The sequence below is a fragment of the Nocardia sp. NPDC046473 genome (assembly GCF_040645995.1).
Taxonomy (GTDB): domain Bacteria; phylum Actinomycetota; class Actinomycetes; order Mycobacteriales; family Mycobacteriaceae; genus Nocardia.
The window spans coordinates 146621-165887 of the sequence record NZ_JBEYZJ010000007.1; the positions used below are offsets into that span (position 1 = coordinate 146621).

The window sequence follows — 19267 nt, forward strand, 5'->3', positions numbered from 1 at the left end:
CGAAGCGTGCATGCCGGTAACATCACGCCAAGCGCTACGGATCTCCTAGGGGGACGTATACGCGCGCGCTCCGGCGACCACGAGTCGCCGCAATTGCCGATAGTGGAGAGTTGATGCCGAGCTTGAACCAAGCAGATCTGCATGCCAGTGAGCCAGCGGTCCGGGTGACGGATGTGCGGAAGTCGTTCGGCGATGTGCATGCACTGCAGGGGGTCAGCTTCGTTGCCGACCGCGCCTCCGTCCTCGGCATTCTCGGGCCGAACGGGGCAGGCAAGACGACGATGGTGAAGATCCTGTCCACGCTGCTGCGCCCCGATTCCGGCACCGCCGTGGTCGCCGGGCACGACGTGCTGAAGGACGCGGCGGGGGTGCGCCGGTCGATCATGATGACCGGCCAGTACGCCGCGCTCGACGAGAACCTCTCCGGCCGGGAGAACCTGGAACTGTTCGGCCGCCTGATGGGCCTGACCAAGTCCGCCGCGCGCAAGCGGGCCGACACCCTGCTCGAGGAATTCGACCTGGTGAGCGCGGGCCGTCGGGCCGTGCGGCACTACTCCGGCGGCATGCGTCGCCGGGTCGACATCGCCTGCGGTCTGGTGGTGCGGCCGGAGGTGGTGTTCCTCGACGAGCCGACCACCGGCCTGGATCCGCGCAGCCGTCAAGGCGTCTGGGATCTGGTGAACGCGCTGAAGGCCCAGGGCATCACGGTCCTGCTCACCACGCAGTACCTCGAGGAAGCCGACGTCCTCAGCGACAACATCATCGTCATCGACAAGGGCACGGTGATCGCCGAGGGCACCGCCGACGAGCTCAAGGAGAAGACCGGCGGCAGCTACTGCGAGGTGGTCCCGCTGGACCCGAAGCAGCTGCGCCCGACCGCCACCGCGCTCGGCGACCTGGTGCCCGCCGCGGTGCTGGCCGGCCTCAACGGCGGTGACCGGCTCTCGATTCCGGCGCCGGAGGGTGCCGCCACGCTGACCGAGGCGCTGCGCAGGCTCGACTCCGCGGGCATCCAACTGGCCGACATCGCGCTGCGCAGGCCCTCGCTCGACGACGTCTTCCTCTCCATCACCGGACATTCGGGCGGCGCAGCGTGACAACCGCTACCGCCCCCGACCGGGCCGCCGACGCGGCCGCGTTGTTCGCGGACCTACCCGAGGCCCGGCTGTCCTCGTTCGCGCAGTGGCGTGCACTGTCCGGCCGCATCGTCTGGACTATGGCCACCAAGGGCGAGCTGATCGTCGCGGTGGTGACGCCGCTGGTGTTCACCCTCGGGTTCTATCTGCCGCTGCGCTTCGTGATGAAGTTCCAGGGCATCGACTACGCCCAGTACGTCATGCCGATCATCGTGTTGCAGACGATGGCCTTCACCATGATGTCGAACGCGCAGTTGGCCGCGTTCGAGGCGTTGACCGGGTTGAGTACCCGAATGCAGACGATGCCGATCGGCATGCTGGTTCCGCTGTCCGCGCGGATCGGGGCCGGGTTGATTCGCTCGATCACCTCGCTGACGGCCGCGGTGCTCTTCGGATACATGATCGGCTTCCGGTTCGTCGCGGGCTTCGGGCAAGCCGCGTTGTTCTGCTTGTTCTCCTTGGCGGTCGGCACCACGCTCGCGCTCGGCGCCGACGCGCTCGGCAGTCTGACCAAGAGTCCGGAGTCGCTGAGCCAGGCGCTGACGTTGCCCACGCTGATCTTCGGCATGCTGTCCTGCGGATTCGTCCCGGAACGCAGCTTCCCGACCTGGATTCAGGGCTTCGTCCGCAATCAGCCGGTTTCCCAGTTCTCCTTCGCGCTGCGCGACATGGCTTCGGGCGGAGTGAGCTGGCAAGTGTTGTGGGTGCCGCTGGTCTGGGTGATCGGGCTCGCGCTCGTCTTCATCCCGCTGGCGATCTGGGCGAGCGTGAGGCGGTCATGAGTTCGGTGGAGGCCCCCATGGCGCCGGTCGAAGAGACCGAAAAGATCTCGTGGAACACCCTGTTGCCCGAGGTGACCGCGAAACCCGAGAACTCGCTGAGCAACTGGGTCACGCACAGCCTGATCCAGTGCAAGCGACTGCTGCTGGTCTGGGCGCGCGATCCCGCGACCACCATCCAGACGCTGGTGTACCCGGCGCTGACCTTGTTGATGTTCAAGATCGTGCTCGGCAAGTCGATCACCAACTACACCGGCGTGCCGAGCATCTACGCCCAGATGGCCTTACTCACGCTGGTCGCCGCGATGTCGGGTGCGGTGGTGAGTGCGCTCGGCTTCAAGGGCGAGAAGATGACCGGCCTGCTCGGCCGCTTCTGGACCATGCCGATCCACCGAGCGGCGGGCTTGACCGGACGGCTACTGGCCGAGGCCGTTCGTGTCCTGGTCACCACCCTGTTCGTCGTCGGCGTCGGGGTGCTGCTCGGCTTCCGGTTCAACCAGGGACCGCTCGCCGGTATCGCGTTGATCGGGATCCCGGTGTTGTTCGGCGTCGCCTTCGCGGTGCTCGTCACCGCGCTGGCCACCATCACCGAGGGCGTGATGCTGGTGAACATCATCGGCATCATCAACACGTTGCTGATGTTCTTCAACACCGGTTTCGCACCGGCCTTCGCCTATCCGACATGGCTGCAGTCGACGATCCAGAACCAGCCGATGAGCTGTGCGATCGACGCGATGCGCGGACTGTCCTATGGCGGACCGGTCGCTGATCCGCTGATGAAGACTGTGCTGTGGACGCTCGGCCTGATCGTGGTGTTCGCCTACCCGGCCGTGCGTGGCTATCGCCGGGCCGCGGAGACCGGCGCCTGATCGAAGTCGTAGTCCAGCCAGCGATTGCGGTGGGTCCAGCCGACCAGGTCGTAGCGCCAGCGAAACGGCCAGGTGTGCGCGACGGTGTTGAACAGGACAGCGCCGAGGGCGGTGTAGTCGTCGTGCGCGGACAGTAGGGCGCGCTGTCCGCGCGGGGAAGCGCTGAAGAAGGCGTCGAACATGGCGATCGACTGGTCGGTGGTCAGGCGGCCCATGCCCCATAGCCCGCGCATCCGCATCCAGTACACCAATCGGGCTGGGCGCGGCCACAGTTCGGCGATCGGGTCGCGGCCCTGCTGCAGTGCGGTGATCGCGGTGTCCACCAGGGCGAGCGAGTCGGCGACGCTGTAGCCGGTGCAGGGGTGCATCATGCCGCCGCGGGAGCCGAACGGAACAGCCTGGGCGACGCCCTTTTTCGGCGGCGGCTGATCGAGCGGGTAGTGCGCGGCCTCGGTCGGCTCGTCGCCGGTCAACCGGATGCCGTGTGCGGCAAGGCGATTCAACGTGCGTTTGCGCAGTTCGTGCTGTGGCATGCCGCCGCGCAGGCCGAGGCTGGTCTCCTCGAAGATCACCGTGCCGTCGCCGAGCGGTACGGAGTAGAGGAACGACGGCGGCTCCTCGGGGCCTGCGCCGTTCTCCGGGCGCCAGTCCAGCAGCAGCCCTTCACCGTCCTGGACCATGGGCGCGGCCGTCTCGGCGGCGACGAAGATGCCGTGCGCGCTGGCCGCCCGGCGCCGGCCGAGGGTGGGTAGGCCGCGGGTGTCGAATACCGCGGCCGCGCTGATCGTCGTGCCGTCGGCGAGTTCGATGACGTGCGCGTCGACCCGGGTGGCGCGGCCGGTGTGCACGATGGCGTCGTCGAGCGGGAGGGCCTCGCGCAAGCCGGTTTTCGACAGCACGCAGTACGGGCGATCGATGCGGTGTTCGGTCTTGGCCCACACCGTCGGCTGCGGAATGGTGCTCGCGATCGCGCTCGGCGGCAGCCAACTCGGTAGCTCGTCGACCCAGCAGGAGTAGGTGGGCGGCCAGAGCCGATCCGGTCGCGGGTCGACGGCGGCCACGCTGAGTCCGGCCCGCATCGCGCGATGCGCCAGCGCCCGGCCGGTCGGACCGAGCCCGACCACACACACGTCGACATCTCGGACCGCGCTGACACCCATGAGGGCATTCAATCCGCTGCGGCGGGGGCGACGCAACTACCCCGGCACATCGAGCCCCCGGAAATCGGGTCTCCCGGCAAAGCAAACATAGTGAAAGCGAGCATTCCGATAATCGCGTGCATTCATGCCCCCAGAATTGGTGGCCCTGCAACTTCAGTGATGAAAAGGTGCCGTTTCGCCCCGTAGTCTTGGCGCCGTACGCGGGTGGTTTCCGCGTTCTGGAGAAGGGGAATCATGAGAGGCAGCAACCGCGGCTGGCTAAGTGTGCTCGCAGTCACAGTCGGTGCGGCTGTTATAGCAATTATGCCTACACCGGCGCGCGGGGTGCCGGTGGAGGCATCGATTGTTTCGGTGCAAGAGCACGATGCGCGAAAGCTCACGTTGACAATTCATTCCGCGGCGATGGATCGCGATATCCAGGTGGAGACGCAGCGCGCGGCCGACACCAGCGTGCCCCGGCCGGTGCTCTACCTGCTGCAGGGCGCCAGCGGCGGCGAGGACGGTGTCACCTGGGCCACGGAAACCGATGCGATGCAGTTCCTTTCGACGAAGAACGTGCACGTGGTCTCGCCGATCGGCGGCATGTTCAGCTACTACGCGGACTGGGTCAACGACGATCCGCGGCTGGGTCGGCAGAAGTGGAAAACCTTTCTGACTCGCGAATTGCCGCCGCTGATCGACAAATACTTCGCGACCAACGGCCGCAACGCCATCGCGGGCTTCTCGATGGCAGGCACCACCACCCTCGCCCTCGCCGCCACCAGTGGCGATCTGTACTCCAGCGTCGCCGCCTACAGCGGCTGCGCGCAGATCAGCGACCCGGTCGGCCAGGAGTTCGTCCGGCTCACCGTGGAGACCTGGGGCTGGGCGCACCTGGACAACATGTACGGCGCGGCCAACGATCCGCGCTGGGCGGCCAACGATCCGTACGTGCAGGCCGAGGGGTTGCGCGGCAAGTCCATTTACATTTCCAGCGGCGGCGGGCTGCCCGGAAAGTATGACGAATTGAACGGCAAGTACGCGCTGCCCGGCGTCGACGGTTATGCGGCTCAGCTCATCAAGGGCGGCGTCATCGAGGCGGGCACGAATTACTGCTCACGAAATATGCAAACTCGCCTGAATAGTTTGGGCATTCCGGCGACATATGATATTCATCCGGACGGCACCCATTCTTGGGGATATTGGGAAGACGCCTTGAAGAACTCGTGGCCTGCGCTGTCTGCTCCGTTGGGAATTCAATAATGTGGATTCGGAAACAGGCCGCGAGAATCGTCGGCCTGACCCTCGCTGCCGCCTGCGCGGCCGTACTCCAGGCACCCACCGCGGCCGCCGCCCCGCCGATCCCGGCCTTCGCGGGCGCCAACGACATGGCCTGCCATCCCTCGGCCGAGCGCCCGCAGCCGGTGGTGCTCGTGCACGGCTCCGGCACCGACGCACCCAACAGTTTCGCCCTGCTCGCGCCGCTGCTGCGGGCCGAGGGGTACTGCGTTTTCGCGGCGGACCTGGGACCGACACCCGGCCTGCGTGAGGTCGTGAGCGGCCAAGCCGGTTCCGGCACAATGGGTATCGGGCCGGTCGGCGCCGCGATGCTCGGTCGCACCATCTACGGCGTCGGCGACATAGATCGAATGGCCACCGAACTCAACGAGGTCGTGCGGACGGTGCAGAGCACCACCGGCGCCCGCCAGGTCGCGCTCGTCGGCCACTCCACCGGCGGCAACGTCATCCGCCAATACCTGCGCACGCAGGGCGCGGCCGCCGTGACCCAGGTGATCACCCTCGGCACCCCGTATCGGGGCTCGACCTGGGCCGGACTCCGCACGAACTATCCGGATCTGGCCTCGCTCGGCCTGGAGAACGCGCAGATCGCGGCCCAGGTCTTCGGAACTCCGGGCCAGCAGCAGGTGGTTGGGTCACCGCTGCTGAACCGGCTGAACGCGGGAGGCGAGACCGTGTCCGGTGTCCGGTACACGGCCCTCGCCTCCCGCGCCGACGAAATCATCACCCCGCAGGAGACCGCGCTGCTCGCCGCGCCCACCGGCGACGATCGCAACATCTGGCTGCAGGACGGCTGCCCGACCGATATCGCGAATCACAGTGGCCTGCTGGGGGATACGCGGGTCGCCGCGATAGTGCTCAGCACGCTGGCGAACGACAACCGCGCCCTGCCCTGCTGATGAACTACGCCGGGGTGACCCAGGTGGTGATGTCGGCGTGCACGACCTCGAGGCCGTGCTTGTCGTAGACCGAGACCGGCACGATCAGGTTCTGGCCCGCGGTGATCGTCGTGAAGTCGGGGATCTGGTCCAGCTTCGCCACGGCCCGCAGGCTGGTCTCCGCCTTGGCCAGGTACTGCACGTTCATCGCCTTCGGGATCCAGCGGTGGGTGCTCGGCACGGTCGCCTCGCTCAGCATGCCCATCGCCACCTCGGCCAGGTTGCACGCCGCGATGGCGTGGTAGGTGCCGAGGTGGTTGTGGATGCCGAACCACTTCGGCGAGGTCACCTCGCACAGCCCCGGCTCGAGGCGCACGACGCTCGGCAGCACCGTGCCGAAATACGGCACCCGGGCCACCATGCCCAGCGAGAACAGGGTGTGGCCGAGCCGGTTGTCCGGCAGCTTCTTCCAGCTGCGGAGGGTCGCAGTCTCTTTCGTCATGCGCTCATCTTACTGCTGAGTAAGTTAGACCTGTCGAGTGTGCCGTAACTCACTGGAGCTCGGACTAGGACGGTCTCGCACGCGGTAGTTGATCAGGCCATCCGCGTCGGCCCGGAGTGTGTGATTATTCAGTGCTGCCGCTGATCCGATCGAGTGCGGTTCGGTGCGAATCCGGCTCACACTGTCGTCGCCGTCATGGCGGTGACCTGGGCGGAGCCGCTCGCAGGGGGCGGATTTGAAGTAGTAGACCGCGTCGGGCATACTGTTCGGGTTGCCTTGTACCAGTGCCGTGCCTGTTTCCATGTGAGACGGGATGGCCAGGCGAGGCGAGTACCAACAATCGTGTACCTCACTGGTTAACCGGTGTGGGTACGTCCGGGAACACGGTTCCAGGCCTGAGATGAAGTTCTATCCGGGGCCGAGGAATGAGCGGATGGGCGACACGCCCGACCGCGTGGACCGGAGAACCATGACAGATGAACAGCGGCGAGGGTCAGGCATGCGTGCCTGATCGCGGTCTCACGTGAGACGTCTTCGTGTGTTCGGGCTGTGCAAATTGAGGGTGGTACGGAAGCCAGCTTCCGGATCACGAAGGTATAAGCGGAGAAAAGGACACTTAGCGTGGCGGGACAGAAGATCCGCATCAGGCTCAAGGCCTACGACCACGAGGCGATCGACGCGTCAGCGCGCAAGATCGTTGAGACGGTGACCCGCACTGGGGCCCGTGTCGTCGGGCCGGTGCCGTTGCCGACCGAAAAGAACGTGTACTGCGTCATCCGCTCGCCGCACAAGTACAAGGACTCGCGCGAGCACTTCGAGATGCGTACGCACAAGCGGCTTATCGACATCCTCGACCCGACGCCGAAGACGGTCGACGCGCTGATGCGTATCGATCTGCCGGCCAGCGTCGACGTCAACATTCAGTGACGGGGACTGGAGATATGACTGATAACAAGAACAGGCCCGCGGCAGGCATCCTTGGCACCAAGCTCGGGATGACCCAGGTGTTCGACGAGAAGAATCGCGTCGTCCCCGTGACCGTCATCAAGGCCGGACCGAACGTAATCACCCAGATCCGCACCGTGGAACGCGACGGCTACAGCGCCGTTCAGGTTGCCTTCGGCGCCATCGACCCGCGCAAGGTGAACAAGCCGGTCTCCGGCCAGTTCGCCAAGGCCGGTGTCACCCCGCGTCGCCACGTTGCCGAGATCCGCGTCGCCGACGCGTCCACCTTCGAGGTCGGCCAGGAGATCAACGCCGACGTCTTCGAAGAGGGCGCCTACGTCGATGTGACGGGTACCAGCAAGGGCAAGGGCTTCGCCGGCACCATGAAGCGTCACGGCTTCGCGGGTCAGGGCGCCTCGCACGGTGCGCAGGCTGTGCACCGTCGCCCCGGCTCCATCGGTGGCTGTGCCACCCCCGGCCGCGTGTTCAAGGGCATGCGCATGTCGGGCCGCATGGGCAACGACCGCGTCACCACGCAGAACCTGTCGGTGCACAAGGTTGACGCCGAAAACGGCCTGCTGCTGATCAAGGGAGCGATCCCGGGTCGTCGCGGCAATGTCGTGATCGTCAAGAGCGCAGTGAAGGGTGGTGCGCACGCATGACCAGCCTGGAGAAGAAGGCCAACCTGACCCTGCCGGTCAAGGAACTGGGCGGCAAGACCAATGGCACCGTCGAACTCCCCTCGGAGATCTTCGACGTGACCGCGAACATCTCGCTGATGCACCAGGTGGTCATCGCGCAGCTGGCCGCGGCCCGCCAGGGCACGCACTCCACCAAGACCCGCGGTGAAGTCCGCGGTGGTGGCAAGAAGCCGTACCGGCAGAAGGGCACCGGCCGCGCCCGTCAGGGCTCGACCCGTGCGCCGCAGTTCACCGGTGGTGGCGTCGTGCACGGCCCGCAGCCGCGCGACTACAGCCAGCGCACCCCCAAGAAGATGATCCGCGCCGCACTGCGTGGAGCACTTTCGGACCGGGCGCGTAACGAGCGCATCCACGTGATCACCGAACTGGTTGCCGGGCAGGACCCGTCGACCAAGACGGCCAAGAGCTTCCTCGCGGAGCTGTCGGACCGCAAGAAGTTCCTCCTCGTCCTCGGACGTGAGGACATCGCGGCCTGGAAGAGCGTGCAGAACCTCGAGTTCGTGCACCCGATCGCGCCGGACCAGCTCAACACCTATGACGTGCTGGAAAGCGACGAGGTCGTGTTCAGCGTGGAGGCACTCAACGCCTTCGTGCACGGCCCCGCCGAGGCGGCACAGGAGGAGAGCAAGTGACCACCATCGCCGACCCCCGCGACATCCTGCTGGCGCCGGTCATCTCGGAGAAGTCCTACGGACTCATCGAGGAAGGCACCTACACCTTCATCGTGCACCCGGATTCCAACAAGACGCAGATCAAGATCGCCGTCGAGAAGGTCTTCGGTGTCACGGTTACCAGCGTCAACACCGCCAACCGTCAGGGCAAGCGCAAGCGGACCCGCTTCGGTTACGGCAAGCGCAAGAACACCAAGCGCGCGCTCGTGACCATCTCGGCCGACAGCAAGCCCATCGAGATCTTCGGAGGCCCGGTCGCGTAAGCGCCTGGGACTCCAGAAAGAAGAGAAGAACTCATGGCAATTCGTAAGTACAAGCCGACAACCCCCGGTCGCCGCGGGTCGTCCGTTTCGGACTTCGCTGAGATCACTCGGTCGACCCCCGAGAAGTCGCTGATCCGTCCGCTGCACAGCAAGGGTGGTCGTAATGCGCACGGTCGCATCACCACTCGGCACCGCGGTGGCGGCCACAAGCGGGCCTACCGTCTGATCGACTTCCGTCGACTGGACAAGGACGGCATCCCGGCCAAGGTCGCACACATCGAGTACGACCCGAACCGCACCGCGAACATCGCGCTGCTCCACTTCGTGGACGGCGAGAAGCGATACATCATCGCGCCCAAGGGCATCGCGCAGGGCACCCCGATCGAGTCCGGCCCCACGGCCGACATCAAGCCGGGTAACAACCTGCCGCTGCGCAACATCCCGACCGGTACCACCATCCATGCGGTGGAGCTGCGTCCGGGCGGCGGCGCGAAGATGGCTCGTTCGGCCGGATCCAGCATCCAGCTGCTCGGTAAGGAAGGCACCTACGCCACGCTGCGTATGCCGTCCGGTGAAATCCGTCGCGTCGACGTGCGCTGCCGCGCCACCGTCGGCGAGGTCGGCAACGCCGAGCAGTCGAACATCAACTGGGGCAAGGCCGGCCGCATGCGCTGGAAGGGCCGTCGCCCCACCGTCCGTGGTGTCGTGATGAACCCGGTCGACCACCCGCACGGTGGTGGTGAGGGTAAGACCTCCGGTGGTCGCCACCCGGTCTCGCCGTGGGGACAGCCGGAAGGCCGTACCCGCAAGCCCAACCGCCCGAGCGACAAGCTCATCGTCCGCCGCCGCAAGTCCGGCAAGAACAAGCGCTGAAGGAGGAGGTAAGAAATGCCACGCAGCCTCAAGAAAGGCCCGTTCGTCGACGACCACCTCCTCGCGAAGGTGGACGTGCAGAACGAGAAGGGCACGAAGCAGGTCATCAAGACCTGGTCGCGTCGTTCGACCATCATCCCCGATTTCATCGGTCACACCTTCGCCGTCCATGACGGTCGCAAGCACGTGCCGGTGTTCGTCTCGGACAACATGGTCGGGCACAAGCTCGGTGAGTTCGCGCCGACCAGGACGTTCCGAAGCCACATCAAGGACGACCGGAAGAGCAAGCGGCGATGACGACTGAGACGCAGAATCCGACCGCACGCGCAACGGCCAAGCACGTTCGCGTGACCCCGATGAAGGCTCGTCGTGTCGTGGACCTGGTCCGCGGCAAGCGAGTCGAGGACGCACTGGCGATCCTCCGTTTCGCGCCGCAAGCCGCGAGCGAGCCGGTTGCCAAGGTCGTGGCCAGCGCCGCGGCGAACGCCGAGAACAACCTCGGCCTGAACCCGGCCACCCTGGTCATCTCGACGGCTTACGTCGACGAGGGCGCGACCATGAAGCGGTTCCAGCCGCGTGCCCAGGGTCGTGCGTTCCGCATTCGCAAGCGCACCAGCCACATCACCATCGAGGTCGAGAGCATCCCCACCGCCGGTGGAGCAACTCGCAACCGCCGGAAGGGAGGGGCAAAGTAAATGGGACAGAAAATCAATCCCCATGGCTTCCGCCTCGGTATCACCACCGACTGGAAGTCGCGTTGGTACGCGGACAAGCAGTACGCGGACTACGTCAAGGAAGATGTCGCCATCCGTAAGCTCCTCGCCACCGGCATGGAGCGGGCGGGCATCTCCAAGGTGGAGATCGAGCGGACGCGCGATCGCGTTCGTGTCGATATCCACACCGCTCGTCCGGGCATCGTCATCGGTCGCCGTGGCGCCGAAGCCGATCGCATCCGGGCCGAGCTGGAGAAGCTCACCAAGAAGCAGGTGCAGCTGAACATCCTCGAGGTCAAGAACCCCGAATCGGATGCGCAGCTCGTTGCTCAGGCCGTGGCCGAGCAGCTGTCCAACCGCGTGGCGTTCCGTCGTGCGATGCGTAAGGCCATCCAGTCGGCCATGCGTTCGCCGAACGTCAAGGGCATCCGCGTGCAGTGCTCGGGCCGCCTCGGTGGCGCCGAAATGTCGCGCTCGGAGTTCTACCGCGAGGGTCGTGTCCCGCTGCACACGCTGCGTGCCGACATCGACTACGGCCTCTACGAGGCCAAGACCACCTTCGGTCGCATCGGCGTGAAGGTCTGGATCTACAAGGGCGACATCGTCGGTGGCAAGCGTGAGCTCGCCGCCGCCAGCGCTCCGGCAGGCGATCGTGATCGTCCGCGCCGCGAGCGTCCGTCTCGCCCGCGTCGGTCCGGCTCCGCCGGTACCACGGCGACCAGCACCGAGGCCGGGCGCGCCGCCACCGCGGTGGTGGACGCTCCGGCAGAGACACAGGAGGGCTGACGCAATGCTGATGCCTCGTAAGGTCAAGCACCGCAAGCAGCACCACCCCGGTCGTTCCGGCATGGCCAAGGGCGGCACCTCGGTGGCGTTCGGCGAGTACGGGATCCAGGCGCTGGAGCCGGCTTACGTGACCAACCGGCAGATCGAGTCGGCACGTATCGCGATGACCCGCCACATCAAGCGTGGCGGCAAGATCTGGATCAACATCTACCCGGATCGCCCGCTCACCAAGAAGCCTGCCGAAACCCGCATGGGTTCCGGTAAGGGTTCGCCCGAGTGGTGGATCGCGAACGTCAAGCCCGGCCGCGTGATGTTCGAGATGAGTTACCCCAGTGAGGAGATCGCTCGCGAGGCCCTGCGCCGCGCGATGCACAAGCTCCCGATGAAGTGCAGGATCGTGACCAGGGAGGAGCAGTTCTGATGGCTACCGAAACACCGGCCGCAGAGCTCCGCGAGCTCACCGAAGAAGAGTTGGTGCAGAAGCTGCGCGACTCCAAGGAAGAGCTGTTCAACCTGCGCTTCCAGATGGCGACGGGTCAGCTGGACAACAACCGTCGGCTGCGCGTGGTTCGTCACGAGATCGCGCGCATCTACACGGTCATGCGCGAGCGCGAGCTCGGTCTGGCCTCCGGACCCGCTGACAAGGGAGATGCGGCATGAGCGAACAGAAAGCAGAGCAGCGCGCCAGCCGCAAGGTTCGGGTCGGTTACGTTGTCTCGGACAAGATGACCAAGACGATTGTCGTCGAGCTGGAAGACCGTAACCGGCACAAGCTCTACGGCAAGATCATTCGCACCACCTCCAAGGTGAAGGCGCATGACGAGAACGAGATCGCCGGCATCGGCGACCGCGTCCAGCTGATGGAGACCCGACCGCTGTCGGCGACCAAGCGCTGGCGTCTGGTCGAGGTGCTGGAGAAGGCCAAGTAAGCCTTTCCGGTCTGAAAGTCGAAGGCCCGCTTCCTGTTTGGGAGGCGGGCCTTCGCCGTTTTCGGAGCTGGCCTGAATGCCACGTGATTTTCACGTGGCCCACGTGATATCCTGTGGCATGGCCAAAAGGAATCTGACGCTGCAGTTGGACGACGAGGTGATCGCGCAGGCGAAGGTGATCGCGGCGCGGCAGGGTACGTCGGTCAGTGCGCTATTGGCGCAACAGGTGCGCGAGATCGCCGCCGATTACGCACGTTACGAGGCCGCGAGGGTTCAGGCGTTGGAGCTCATGGCGGAGGCGGCGGGGCGCGGGAGTGGTGGTCGCATTACGTGGCGGCGCGAAGACCTCTACGACCGCGATGAGGCTCGGGTCTGATGAGCTCGGAACGAGTCTTTATAGATACCAACGTTCTGCTCTACGCCTATGAGCCCGGCGACGACAATCGCAGCACGATTGCGCGGGAAGTGCTCGCGGATCTATGGGCGCGCAAGGTCGGCTTGCTGAGCACTCAGGTTCTGCAGGAGTTCTATTCCGTTGCCACGCGCAAGTTCAAGCCGCCGTTGAGTGCGGCCGAAGCTCGCCGCGTCATTGCGTTGTACAGCGAATGGTGCGCCCGCGACACGGATCCCTTGATCGTCATGAACGCCTCGTTCCTCATGGAAACGCACAAGGTGTCTTGGTGGGATGCGTTGATCATCGAGGCCGCGTCTCAGTCCGGTGCGAAATATCTACTGTCGGAAGACCTTCAGCACGGGCGCGACTTCCTCGGGCTCGAGGTCCGGAACCCCTTCCTCGAACCAGCGGAGTAATCGGACACCCACAGTCCCTCCTTGTAGTGTCGTATTGACGGCGAAACTGCGTCGATGCGCCTGGCCTCGGTAGCAGCGTCGGCCGATGCGGAGGTGGGATTGTTGGTGCAGCCATATGATCGGGCACTGTTGCGGAAGCATCTGCTGCAGACTCGGATAGCGGGGGATGTCGCGACGCCGCGGGAGGGGAACCTGGCGCACTACCGCAGGATGGTGGCGAAAGATCCTGGGTACCAGTTCGGTTTGGTGCTGAAGGATTGGACGTTCGACCAGACGCTGGACATGATGGCACGGCTGTGCGGAGTCAACCCGGATCCGAGGCACCGGCAAGGTGCCGACACCATCGGTGTGGATCTGACCATCGCGGCGCTCGACGAGATGGGGGCCAGGATCGGGCGCGCGGCGCGTGAGCAGGAGACGGTGCTGTTGGCGACCGGTCACCCCGGACCGTTGATGGGAGTGTATCGAGCTGTCGAGGATGCGCTGCATGCCGCGGGCTGCACCGTGCTGACGCCGGCGGCCGGATGGTCGTATCAGGTGATCACGGCGAACGGATCGCGGGTTCGCGAAATCGTCTACACCTCAGGCGTGGCCGCGCTCAGCACCGGCGGCCGGATGCAGCACACCCACGACCCGAACCCGATGCAGGCCATGCTGCAGGAACTGCGGGACAGCCCCGAACAATCCTGGCCCGATCTCGTCATCGCAGACCACGGCTGGGCCGGGACAGCAGGCGAAGCCGGAATCGACACCGTCGGATTCGCCGACTGCAACGACCCGGCCCTCTTCGCCGGACATGCCGAGGGCAAAATCGCCGTCACTGTTCCCCTCGATGACGGTGTCTTCCCCGAGTACTACGAGCCCATGACCGACTATCTGCTCGACCGCGCCGGGCTCGCTGACTGAATACCCTCCGCCTGCGCTCGGTAGCCTACGGCCGCAACCTCTTTCAGGGACCGCACCCTTCCCAAGCGTCGAGTGAACGGCGTCGGGTCGAGGGTGCGGATCTCGACGAGAGGTAGCACCGGATACCGGGAGTGGTACGTGGCGGGTGTCTTCGGCCGAGGTGAAAGGTGAACCACCGCTTGCGCGTTGGGTGGTGCAGAGGCGTTTTGCCGAGGCGGCCGAATTCATGGGATTAATCGGTGGCGGGTTGTCGGTGGGGCGTGACAAGCTCGGTTGGTGCGGTCCTATCGGATAGTTCTGTCGAGTGCGGCGGTGCGTAATGTGCTGCTGCTCGGGGCCTTGGTGCGCATCCCGTTCTTTGCCGGGGCAGTGCTGCTCGCGCTGCATGTCGTGCAGACGCTGCACGGGTCGTATGTGCAGGCCGGTGCGCTCAGCACGATCGTCACGGTCTGCATCGCGCTGAGCGGACCGTGGCGCGGGCGGCTGCTCGATCGGTTCGGGCTGCGCCGCACCATCGCGCCGTCCATCCTGGTCGGCGCGGTGTGCTGGTCGATCGCGCCGTTCGTCGACTACGTTCCGCTGCTCATCCTCGCCGCCATCGCCGGACTCTTCGACGTCCCGATTTTCACCGTGGTCCGGCAGGCCGTCATCGCCGCGACCACCGAGCAGAACCGCCAGCCCGCGCTCGCGTTGGAAGCGGTATCCGTCGAGTGCGCGTTCATGGTCGGGCCGATCGTCGGCGTCGCCGCAGCGGGCATCTGGTCGACGACGATGGTGTTGTTCTTCGTACAAATGACTTTGGTGCTCGCCGGCGTCCTGCTCTGGGTGCGGAACCCGCCGCTACGCTCCGCCGCGGACTCGGACAGGTCGAGTTCCGCCGTCCCGCGCCGCAGCTGGTTCCGCATCGAATTCGTCGCCCTGTGCATCGGCGCGAGCGCGGCCATCGCCGTCCTGTCCGGCTCCGAACTCACCTTCGTCTCCGCCATCCGTGAGTTCGGGGCTCAGCAGTGGCTCGGCGTGGTCCTGGCCGTCTGGGGCTTCGGCTCGGTCGTCGGCGGCCTCGTCTACGGCGCACTGCAACGCCCCATCTCGACCTACCTCCTGCTGGCCGGCCTCGGCGCGGTCACCATCCCGATGGCCTTCGCCATCGGCCCCATCTCCCTGGCCATCACCGGCCTCGTCGCCGGAATATTCTGCGCCCCAACCATTACCGCCTCCATCGACCAAATGAGCCGCATCGTCCCCGAAGGCGGCCGCGGCGAAGCCATCGGCTGGCACGCCGCCGCCCTCACCCTCGGCAACGGCATCGGCAGCTCCCTGGCCGGCATAGCCATCGACGCAGGCGGCTTCCCGGCAGGCTTCGCCGCCGCCGCAACCCTGGGCATCGGAATAGGCCTCGGCCTCCCCCTACTGCTCACACTCCGCGACCGCCGCCGCTCTGCATTTCTCGAGGAGTCAGCGACAACCCAGGTCAGCGCCTGAACCTTGTCCGCCGTGTCGCTAGTCGCCGACCCACTGAACGATGAGCACATGGACCTCTCGGCGTTCGTCTACGACAAGGTAGGTAATCAGCCCTTCGTGGTTCGCGCCGAACGCCATCGTTCGTACCGGTGCCTCTGACTTCGCGCGGTTGATCGAGTCACCGCTCCACGGACTGACTTCGAGCGTGACCATCAGCTCCGCAAATGGCCCAAGAGCGGCTGCGGGAAGTGCGGCAATTTGTTGATGAACATCCGGGTCGGTCTCGACGCGGTACACCTACATGTCAGCCTTGGCTCGGGTGACCTCGAGCGGCTCGTCTTCTGGAATCTCTTCGCCGGTAAGTAACTTCGCTGCTTTCCGAACCACCCGGCGGTAGTTTTCCCGATCACTCTGCAGGAGCGCGGTGCGACGCCAGAGTTCAAGGGTACGGAACAGCTCTGTTAGATCGAGGCTCTCGCGCGCATAGGTAAGTGCCTGCGCGTACGCGGCATCGAACTCGGCACGGTCGGTGGGCAACAGCGCCGAGCGGATGTCCTGTGGCGATGCGCCCGGGCGCAGAGGATGCCCGCTGCTCGGCTGCTCGTCGTAGGCATACGTGGCGGTCATGTTCCTAACGATAGCTGCTCTGATTTCGCCCACAGAGGTCATTCGGTGTCCGGTGTCGTACGGACGGGCCGGAGCTCGAGGAGGTTGGCGTGCGATGTTCGAGTTAGGTCTTGCGCTATACGTATACATCTACATATAGTGGGGCGGGAACGGGGCTCTGGGATACGGCGGCTCGGGAACATGGAAGTACTGGATCTGAGGGGGTCGACGGGAACTGACGAGGGGTTCGCCGACTGCAGGATCTATGCGCGCATGCGCACTCACTTATGGATGGAGTTGTCATGGAATCACAGCATGTGGTTGATGAGGTTGTGAGCTTCTCGAAGGGGGAGACGGAGGAGTTTCGGGAGGTGATTGTGAAGGTGGGGCCCGGAGGTGGGCGGACGCAGCGGTTTGCCGGCCGGCTTTTGGGGGAGTCGACGCAGTTCAACCGGGTTGGTGTCGAGCTGGTTCGGGTTTATCTGGGGCGTAAGGGCAAGTATGCGGTGCACAAGAAGACGACGGATTGGACCGATCTCTCGGTGATGACCGACTGGGTCAAGGAATTGAAGAAGAAGGACTGGCGCAGCGGGTTCGATCTCGACGAGCAGAGCTGGGGCGACTCCACCCTGGAGGTGGTGGATTCGTTCGAGGAACTGCGGGATCGGATTCCGGCCAAGATCTTCCGCACCCTCGTCGACACGACCGAGCACCCGCCCATCGAGGATCTCGACATCTGAGCTGCGGCTCGGATACCGAAAGGACTTGTCCCCCATGTTTGCTCGACTCGGGCAGTTGGTCGTTCACCATCCGTGGAAGGTGATCGGCCTGTGGCTGCTCATCATCGTCGGTGTGGTGGCCGCGGCGCCGACACTCACCTCGACCACCGACCAATCCGACTTCCTGCCTTCGCATTACGAGTCGATTCAGGCACTCGATATACAGCAGAAGGCTTTTCCGCAGAGCGCGGCGCCCGCGGCGCTCATTGTCTTCGCACGTGCCGACAATGCGCCGCTGAGCGAGACGGACGCGGCTTCGGTCGCGTCGATCGGCGCGAAGCTCACCGGCGCGAACATCAAGGATGTCACCGGATTACAGGCGATCCCTCCGTCGGAGAACCGGCTGATCCAGGTGATCGCGGTGCAGCTGACAAAGGTGACCAGCGCGAGTGACACGACGCAGAGCGATGCGGTCAAGGCGCTGCGAAGCGAGCTGAAGGCGCAGGTGCAAGGCACCGAGCTGAAGGCGGGCATCACCGGTCAAGCAGCGCAGATGCTGGATCAGGTGGAGTCGAGCAACAAGGGCATGGCCATTATCGGGGCCGCGACGATCGTCTTGATCCTGGTGTTGTTGCTGATCATCTTCCGCAGCCCGGTGATCGCGCTGCTGCCGATCGTCACCATCGGCGCGGTCTCCAGCGTGGTCACCGGACTGATTGCCATGGTGGCCAAGGCTTTCGACCTGAAGATCGACAGTTCGGTGAACGCCATTCTGCTGGTGGTGCTGTTCGGCGTCGGCACCGACTACATCCTGTTCCTGATGTTCCGCTACCGGGAACGGCTGCGGGCGGGGGAGGACCCGAAGACCGCGATGGTCAGTGCGGTCACCCGAGTCGGTGAGGCGATAACCTCCGCGGCGGCCGCGGTAATCATCGCGTTCATGGCGCTGACCCTGTCCACCCTGGGGATGTTCCGGGCGCTGGGTCCGGCACTGGCGATCGCGGTCGCGGTGGCGCTGCTGGCCGGGCTCACCCTGGTCCCCGCCATCGTTTCGCTGTTGGGCACCAAGGTGTTCTGGCCGTCCAAGGCGTGGCAGCGGGAGCCGAAGGGTGCGCGGTTCGCGGCGCTCGGCGGGGCGCTCGGGCGTCGGCCCGCGGCGTTCGCCCTGGTCTCCGGTGGCGTGCTCGTCGCGCTGGGCATCGTGGCCGTCGGGTTCAATCCGACCTTCGATCTGAGTTCGGGCTCGACCTCGGCCGCATCCGAATCGGTGGTCTACAACAAGGAATTGCTCAAGGGCATGCCCGCCGGTGCCACCCAGCCGTCGGACGTCCTGCTTCGCTCGACCGAAGGTGCGCTGACCAGCGACCAGCTCACGACCTACCGGGCGGCGCTGACCACGGTGCCCGGCGTGGGTCAGGTGGGCGAGCCGCGGTTGTCCGCGGACAAGGCGACGGCCGATTTCCAGGTGACGCTCACCTCCGCACCCGAGTCGGACGCCGCGATCGAGACGGTCCGCAATCCGCTGCGGGATGCCGCGCACGCGGCAGCGCCCGCCGGAACCACCGCGGCCGTCGGCGGCATGACGGCGGTCTTCGTCGACTTCCAAGACGCGATGAACCATGACTACGCCATCGTGTTCCCAGTGGCCGCCATCTTGATCATGATCGTGCTCGCCCTGCTGCTGCGCAGCCTTGTCGCGCCGTGGTACCTGATGGCGTCGGTATTCCTCGGGTTCGCCGCAACGCTAGGCGCGGCAGTGCTGGTGTTCCAACACATTCAGGGTGAATCCGGGCTGATCTTCACGCTGCCGGTGATCATGTATCTGTTCGTGGTCGCGCTCGGCACGGACTACAACATCCTGATGGTGGCGCGATTGCGGGAAGAGGCTCGCGAGGGAAACAACCCGAAACAGGCTGCGGCACTTGCGCTGCGGCACACGGGGCCGACGGTCGCGGCGGCGGGCTTGATCCTGGCCGGCACCTTCGCCTCGATGATGTTGGCGGGCAACAACGTGCTCTCGCAGATGGGATTCGCCATCTCGGTCGGCATCGGGATTGCGGCCTTCGTGATGGCGATGTTCTTCACCCCGGCGCTGACGGCGTTGCTCGGACACCGCGCCTGGTGGCCCGGGCATGGGGACGAGAAGTCCGGCGGGTCGTCCGAGCGGGGCGAGTTGCTGCACTCCGCGCGGGACGAGCGCCCGCTGACCGCGCCCAGTGGTGTGACGGGCGGGTGGTCGAGTACCGGTGAACGGCGGTAAGTAAAACCGAAACAGGCTGCCC

The 19267-nt window shown here is 65.5% G+C and carries 26 protein-coding genes; 22 read left to right on the plus strand and 4 right to left on the minus strand.

The features are described from left to right. The first annotated feature begins 113 nt into the window (after positions 1-113). The 3 genes from ABZ942_RS25530 to ABZ942_RS25540 are packed head-to-tail and all read left to right on the plus strand — an operon-like array spanning position 114 to position 2784. The gene (locus ABZ942_RS25530; protein ID WP_357386103.1) at positions 114-1097 is read left to right on the plus strand and encodes an ATP-binding cassette domain-containing protein; all 984 of its coding nucleotides are present in this window, start codon (positions 114-116) and stop codon (positions 1095-1097) included. A gap of 41 nt (positions 1098-1138) precedes the next feature. After that, a complete protein-coding gene (locus tag ABZ942_RS25535; protein WP_357386822.1) occupies positions 1139-1918 on the plus strand; it encodes an ABC transporter permease in 780 nt (259 codons plus the stop codon). Positions 1919-1935: 17 nt separating this feature from the next. Continuing rightward, positions 1936-2784, plus strand: coding sequence for an ABC transporter permease (locus ABZ942_RS25540; RefSeq protein ID WP_357386824.1), 849 nt, complete (start codon positions 1936-1938; stop codon positions 2782-2784). Here ABZ942_RS25540 and ABZ942_RS25545 read toward each other — a convergent pair. Next, positions 2754-3944, minus strand: a complete 1191-nt coding sequence (locus ABZ942_RS25545) for a lycopene cyclase family protein (protein WP_357386105.1) — start codon at positions 3942-3944, stop codon at positions 2754-2756. The genes ABZ942_RS25540 and ABZ942_RS25545 overlap by 31 nt on opposite strands. Positions 3945-4247: 303 nt before the next feature. Between ABZ942_RS25545 and ABZ942_RS25550 the strand changes: the two genes are divergently transcribed. Both ABZ942_RS25550 and ABZ942_RS25555 read left to right on the plus strand, forming a co-directional pair. Next, a complete protein-coding gene (locus ABZ942_RS25550; RefSeq protein ID WP_357386107.1) occupies positions 4248-5186 on the plus strand; it encodes an alpha/beta hydrolase family protein in 939 nt (312 codons plus the stop codon). Continuing rightward, on the plus strand, positions 5186-6121 hold the full coding sequence (locus ABZ942_RS25555; RefSeq protein WP_357386109.1) for an alpha/beta fold hydrolase: 936 nt from the start codon (positions 5186-5188) through the stop codon (positions 6119-6121). The genes ABZ942_RS25550 and ABZ942_RS25555 overlap by 1 nt, the downstream gene beginning before the upstream one ends. Positions 6122-6125: 4 nt before the next feature. Here ABZ942_RS25555 and ABZ942_RS25560 read toward each other — a convergent pair whose 3' ends face one another. Further along, entirely contained in the window at positions 6126-6602 is a 477-nt protein-coding gene (locus ABZ942_RS25560) for a hotdog fold domain-containing protein (protein ID WP_357386111.1), read from the minus strand. A 621-nt stretch (positions 6603-7223) separates the two neighbouring features. Here ABZ942_RS25560 and rpsJ point away from each other — a divergent pair. From rpsJ to ABZ942_RS25635, 15 genes are all read left to right on the plus strand, one after another. After that, on the plus strand, positions 7224-7529 hold the full coding sequence (gene rpsJ, locus ABZ942_RS25565) for a 30S ribosomal protein S10 (RefSeq protein WP_003938093.1): 306 nt from the start codon (positions 7224-7226) through the stop codon (positions 7527-7529). Between the two features lie 14 nt (positions 7530-7543). After that, entirely contained in the window at positions 7544-8209 is a 666-nt protein-coding gene (gene rplC, locus ABZ942_RS25570; RefSeq protein WP_150404057.1) for a 50S ribosomal protein L3, read from the plus strand. Next, the gene (rplD, locus tag ABZ942_RS25575; RefSeq protein ID WP_357386113.1) at positions 8206-8880 is read left to right on the plus strand and encodes a 50S ribosomal protein L4; all 675 of its coding nucleotides are present in this window, start codon (positions 8206-8208) and stop codon (positions 8878-8880) included. The genes rplC and rplD overlap by 4 nt, the downstream gene beginning before the upstream one ends. Further along, positions 8877-9182 carry a 50S ribosomal protein L23 gene (gene rplW, locus ABZ942_RS25580; RefSeq protein ID WP_040731336.1) on the plus strand — a complete coding sequence of 102 codons (306 nt, stop codon included), beginning with the start codon at positions 8877-8879 and terminating at the stop codon, positions 9180-9182. The genes rplD and rplW overlap by 4 nt, the downstream gene beginning before the upstream one ends. A 33-nt stretch (positions 9183-9215) precedes the next feature. After that, on the plus strand, positions 9216-10055 hold the full coding sequence (gene rplB, locus ABZ942_RS25585; protein WP_357386115.1) for a 50S ribosomal protein L2: 840 nt from the start codon (positions 9216-9218) through the stop codon (positions 10053-10055). Between the two features lie 15 nt (positions 10056-10070). Then, positions 10071-10352: a 30S ribosomal protein S19 gene (rpsS, locus tag ABZ942_RS25590; RefSeq protein WP_357386117.1), complete on the plus strand. Its 282-nt coding sequence runs from the start codon at positions 10071-10073 to the stop codon at positions 10350-10352. Continuing rightward, positions 10349-10750: a 50S ribosomal protein L22 gene (gene rplV / locus ABZ942_RS25595; RefSeq protein ID WP_357386119.1), complete on the plus strand. Its 402-nt coding sequence runs from the start codon at positions 10349-10351 to the stop codon at positions 10748-10750. Before rpsS ends, rplV begins: the two co-directional genes overlap by 4 nt. Further along, on the plus strand, positions 10751-11554 hold the full coding sequence (gene rpsC, locus ABZ942_RS25600) for a 30S ribosomal protein S3 (RefSeq protein WP_040731339.1): 804 nt from the start codon (positions 10751-10753) through the stop codon (positions 11552-11554). Positions 11555-11558: 4 nt separating this feature from the next. Next, entirely contained in the window at positions 11559-11975 is a 417-nt protein-coding gene (gene rplP, locus ABZ942_RS25605) for a 50S ribosomal protein L16 (RefSeq protein WP_357386121.1), read from the plus strand. After that, positions 11975-12214 carry a 50S ribosomal protein L29 gene (gene rpmC, locus ABZ942_RS25610; RefSeq protein ID WP_039822417.1) on the plus strand — a complete coding sequence of 80 codons (240 nt, stop codon included), beginning with the start codon at positions 11975-11977 and terminating at the stop codon, positions 12212-12214. Before rplP ends, rpmC begins: the two co-directional genes overlap by 1 nt. Then, positions 12211-12483: a 30S ribosomal protein S17 gene (gene rpsQ, locus ABZ942_RS25615; protein WP_357386124.1), complete on the plus strand. Its 273-nt coding sequence runs from the start codon at positions 12211-12213 to the stop codon at positions 12481-12483. The genes rpmC and rpsQ overlap by 4 nt, the downstream gene beginning before the upstream one ends. A 118-nt stretch (positions 12484-12601) precedes the next feature. Then, positions 12602-12859 (plus strand): DUF6364 family protein, encoded by a 258-nt coding sequence (locus ABZ942_RS25620; RefSeq protein ID WP_357386126.1) that lies wholly within the window; start codon positions 12602-12604, stop codon positions 12857-12859. Next, on the plus strand, positions 12859-13293 hold the full coding sequence (locus ABZ942_RS25625; protein WP_357386128.1) for a PIN domain-containing protein: 435 nt from the start codon (positions 12859-12861) through the stop codon (positions 13291-13293). Before ABZ942_RS25620 ends, ABZ942_RS25625 begins: the two co-directional genes overlap by 1 nt. Positions 13294-13398: 105 nt before the next feature. Further along, complete coding sequence (locus ABZ942_RS25630; RefSeq protein WP_357386826.1) at positions 13399-14199, plus strand: phosphatase; 801 nt, start codon at positions 13399-13401, stop codon at positions 14197-14199. Between the two features lie 312 nt (positions 14200-14511). Then, the gene (locus ABZ942_RS25635) at positions 14512-15681 is read left to right on the plus strand and encodes an MFS transporter (protein ID WP_357386130.1); all 1170 of its coding nucleotides are present in this window, start codon (positions 14512-14514) and stop codon (positions 15679-15681) included. An 18-nt stretch (positions 15682-15699) separates the two neighbouring features. On the opposite strand, the gene ABZ942_RS25640 is transcribed toward ABZ942_RS25635, so the two are convergent. Beyond that, a complete protein-coding gene (locus ABZ942_RS25640; RefSeq protein ID WP_357386132.1) occupies positions 15700-15957 on the minus strand; it encodes a hypothetical protein in 258 nt (85 codons plus the stop codon). Beyond that, entirely contained in the window at positions 15958-16287 is a 330-nt protein-coding gene (locus ABZ942_RS25645) for a DUF6247 family protein (protein WP_357386134.1), read from the minus strand. 281 nt (positions 16288-16568) lie between these two features. Between ABZ942_RS25645 and ABZ942_RS25650 the strand changes: the two genes are divergently transcribed. Then, on the plus strand, positions 16569-17006 hold the full coding sequence (locus tag ABZ942_RS25650) for an EXLDI protein (protein WP_357386136.1): 438 nt from the start codon (positions 16569-16571) through the stop codon (positions 17004-17006). Positions 17007-17040: 34 nt separating this feature from the next. After that, positions 17041-19245, plus strand: coding sequence for an MMPL family transporter (locus tag ABZ942_RS25655; protein WP_357386138.1), 2205 nt, complete (start codon positions 17041-17043; stop codon positions 19243-19245). The last annotated feature ends 22 nt before the right edge of the window (positions 19246-19267 follow it).

Coding starts and splice junctions, on each gene's coding strand:
- ABZ942_RS25530 (WP_357386103.1), top strand. CDS start 114: ATGCCGAGCTTGAACCAAGCAGATCTGCATGCCAGTGAGCCAGCGGTC.
- ABZ942_RS25540 (WP_357386824.1), top strand. CDS start 1,936: ATGGCGCCGGTCGAAGAGACCGAAAAGATCTCGTGGAACACCCTGTTG.
- ABZ942_RS25545 (WP_357386105.1), bottom strand. CDS start 3,944: ATGGGTGTCAGCGCGGTCCGAGATGTCGACGTGTGTGTGGTCGGGCTC.
- ABZ942_RS25550 (WP_357386107.1), top strand. CDS start 4,248: ATGCCTACACCGGCGCGCGGGGTGCCGGTGGAGGCATCGATTGTTTCG.
- ABZ942_RS25555 (WP_357386109.1), top strand. CDS start 5,186: ATGTGGATTCGGAAACAGGCCGCGAGAATCGTCGGCCTGACCCTCGCT.
- ABZ942_RS25560 (WP_357386111.1), bottom strand. CDS start 6,602: ATGACGAAAGAGACTGCGACCCTCCGCAGCTGGAAGAAGCTGCCGGAC.
- rplC (WP_150404057.1), top strand. CDS start 7,544: ATGACTGATAACAAGAACAGGCCCGCGGCAGGCATCCTTGGCACCAAG.
- rplD (WP_357386113.1), top strand. CDS start 8,206: ATGACCAGCCTGGAGAAGAAGGCCAACCTGACCCTGCCGGTCAAGGAA.
- rplB (WP_357386115.1), top strand. CDS start 9,216: ATGGCAATTCGTAAGTACAAGCCGACAACCCCCGGTCGCCGCGGGTCG.
- rpsS (WP_357386117.1), top strand. CDS start 10,071: ATGCCACGCAGCCTCAAGAAAGGCCCGTTCGTCGACGACCACCTCCTC.
- rplV (WP_357386119.1), top strand. CDS start 10,349: ATGACGACTGAGACGCAGAATCCGACCGCACGCGCAACGGCCAAGCAC.
- rpsC (WP_040731339.1), top strand. CDS start 10,751: ATGGGACAGAAAATCAATCCCCATGGCTTCCGCCTCGGTATCACCACC.
- rplP (WP_357386121.1), top strand. CDS start 11,559: ATGCTGATGCCTCGTAAGGTCAAGCACCGCAAGCAGCACCACCCCGGT.
- rpmC (WP_039822417.1), top strand. CDS start 11,975: ATGGCTACCGAAACACCGGCCGCAGAGCTCCGCGAGCTCACCGAAGAA.
- rpsQ (WP_357386124.1), top strand. CDS start 12,211: ATGAGCGAACAGAAAGCAGAGCAGCGCGCCAGCCGCAAGGTTCGGGTC.
- ABZ942_RS25620 (WP_357386126.1), top strand. CDS start 12,602: ATGGCCAAAAGGAATCTGACGCTGCAGTTGGACGACGAGGTGATCGCG.
- ABZ942_RS25625 (WP_357386128.1), top strand. CDS start 12,859: ATGAGCTCGGAACGAGTCTTTATAGATACCAACGTTCTGCTCTACGCC.
- ABZ942_RS25645 (WP_357386134.1), bottom strand. CDS start 16,287: ATGACCGCCACGTATGCCTACGACGAGCAGCCGAGCAGCGGGCATCCT.
- ABZ942_RS25650 (WP_357386136.1), top strand. CDS start 16,569: ATGGAATCACAGCATGTGGTTGATGAGGTTGTGAGCTTCTCGAAGGGG.
- ABZ942_RS25655 (WP_357386138.1), top strand. CDS start 17,041: ATGTTTGCTCGACTCGGGCAGTTGGTCGTTCACCATCCGTGGAAGGTG.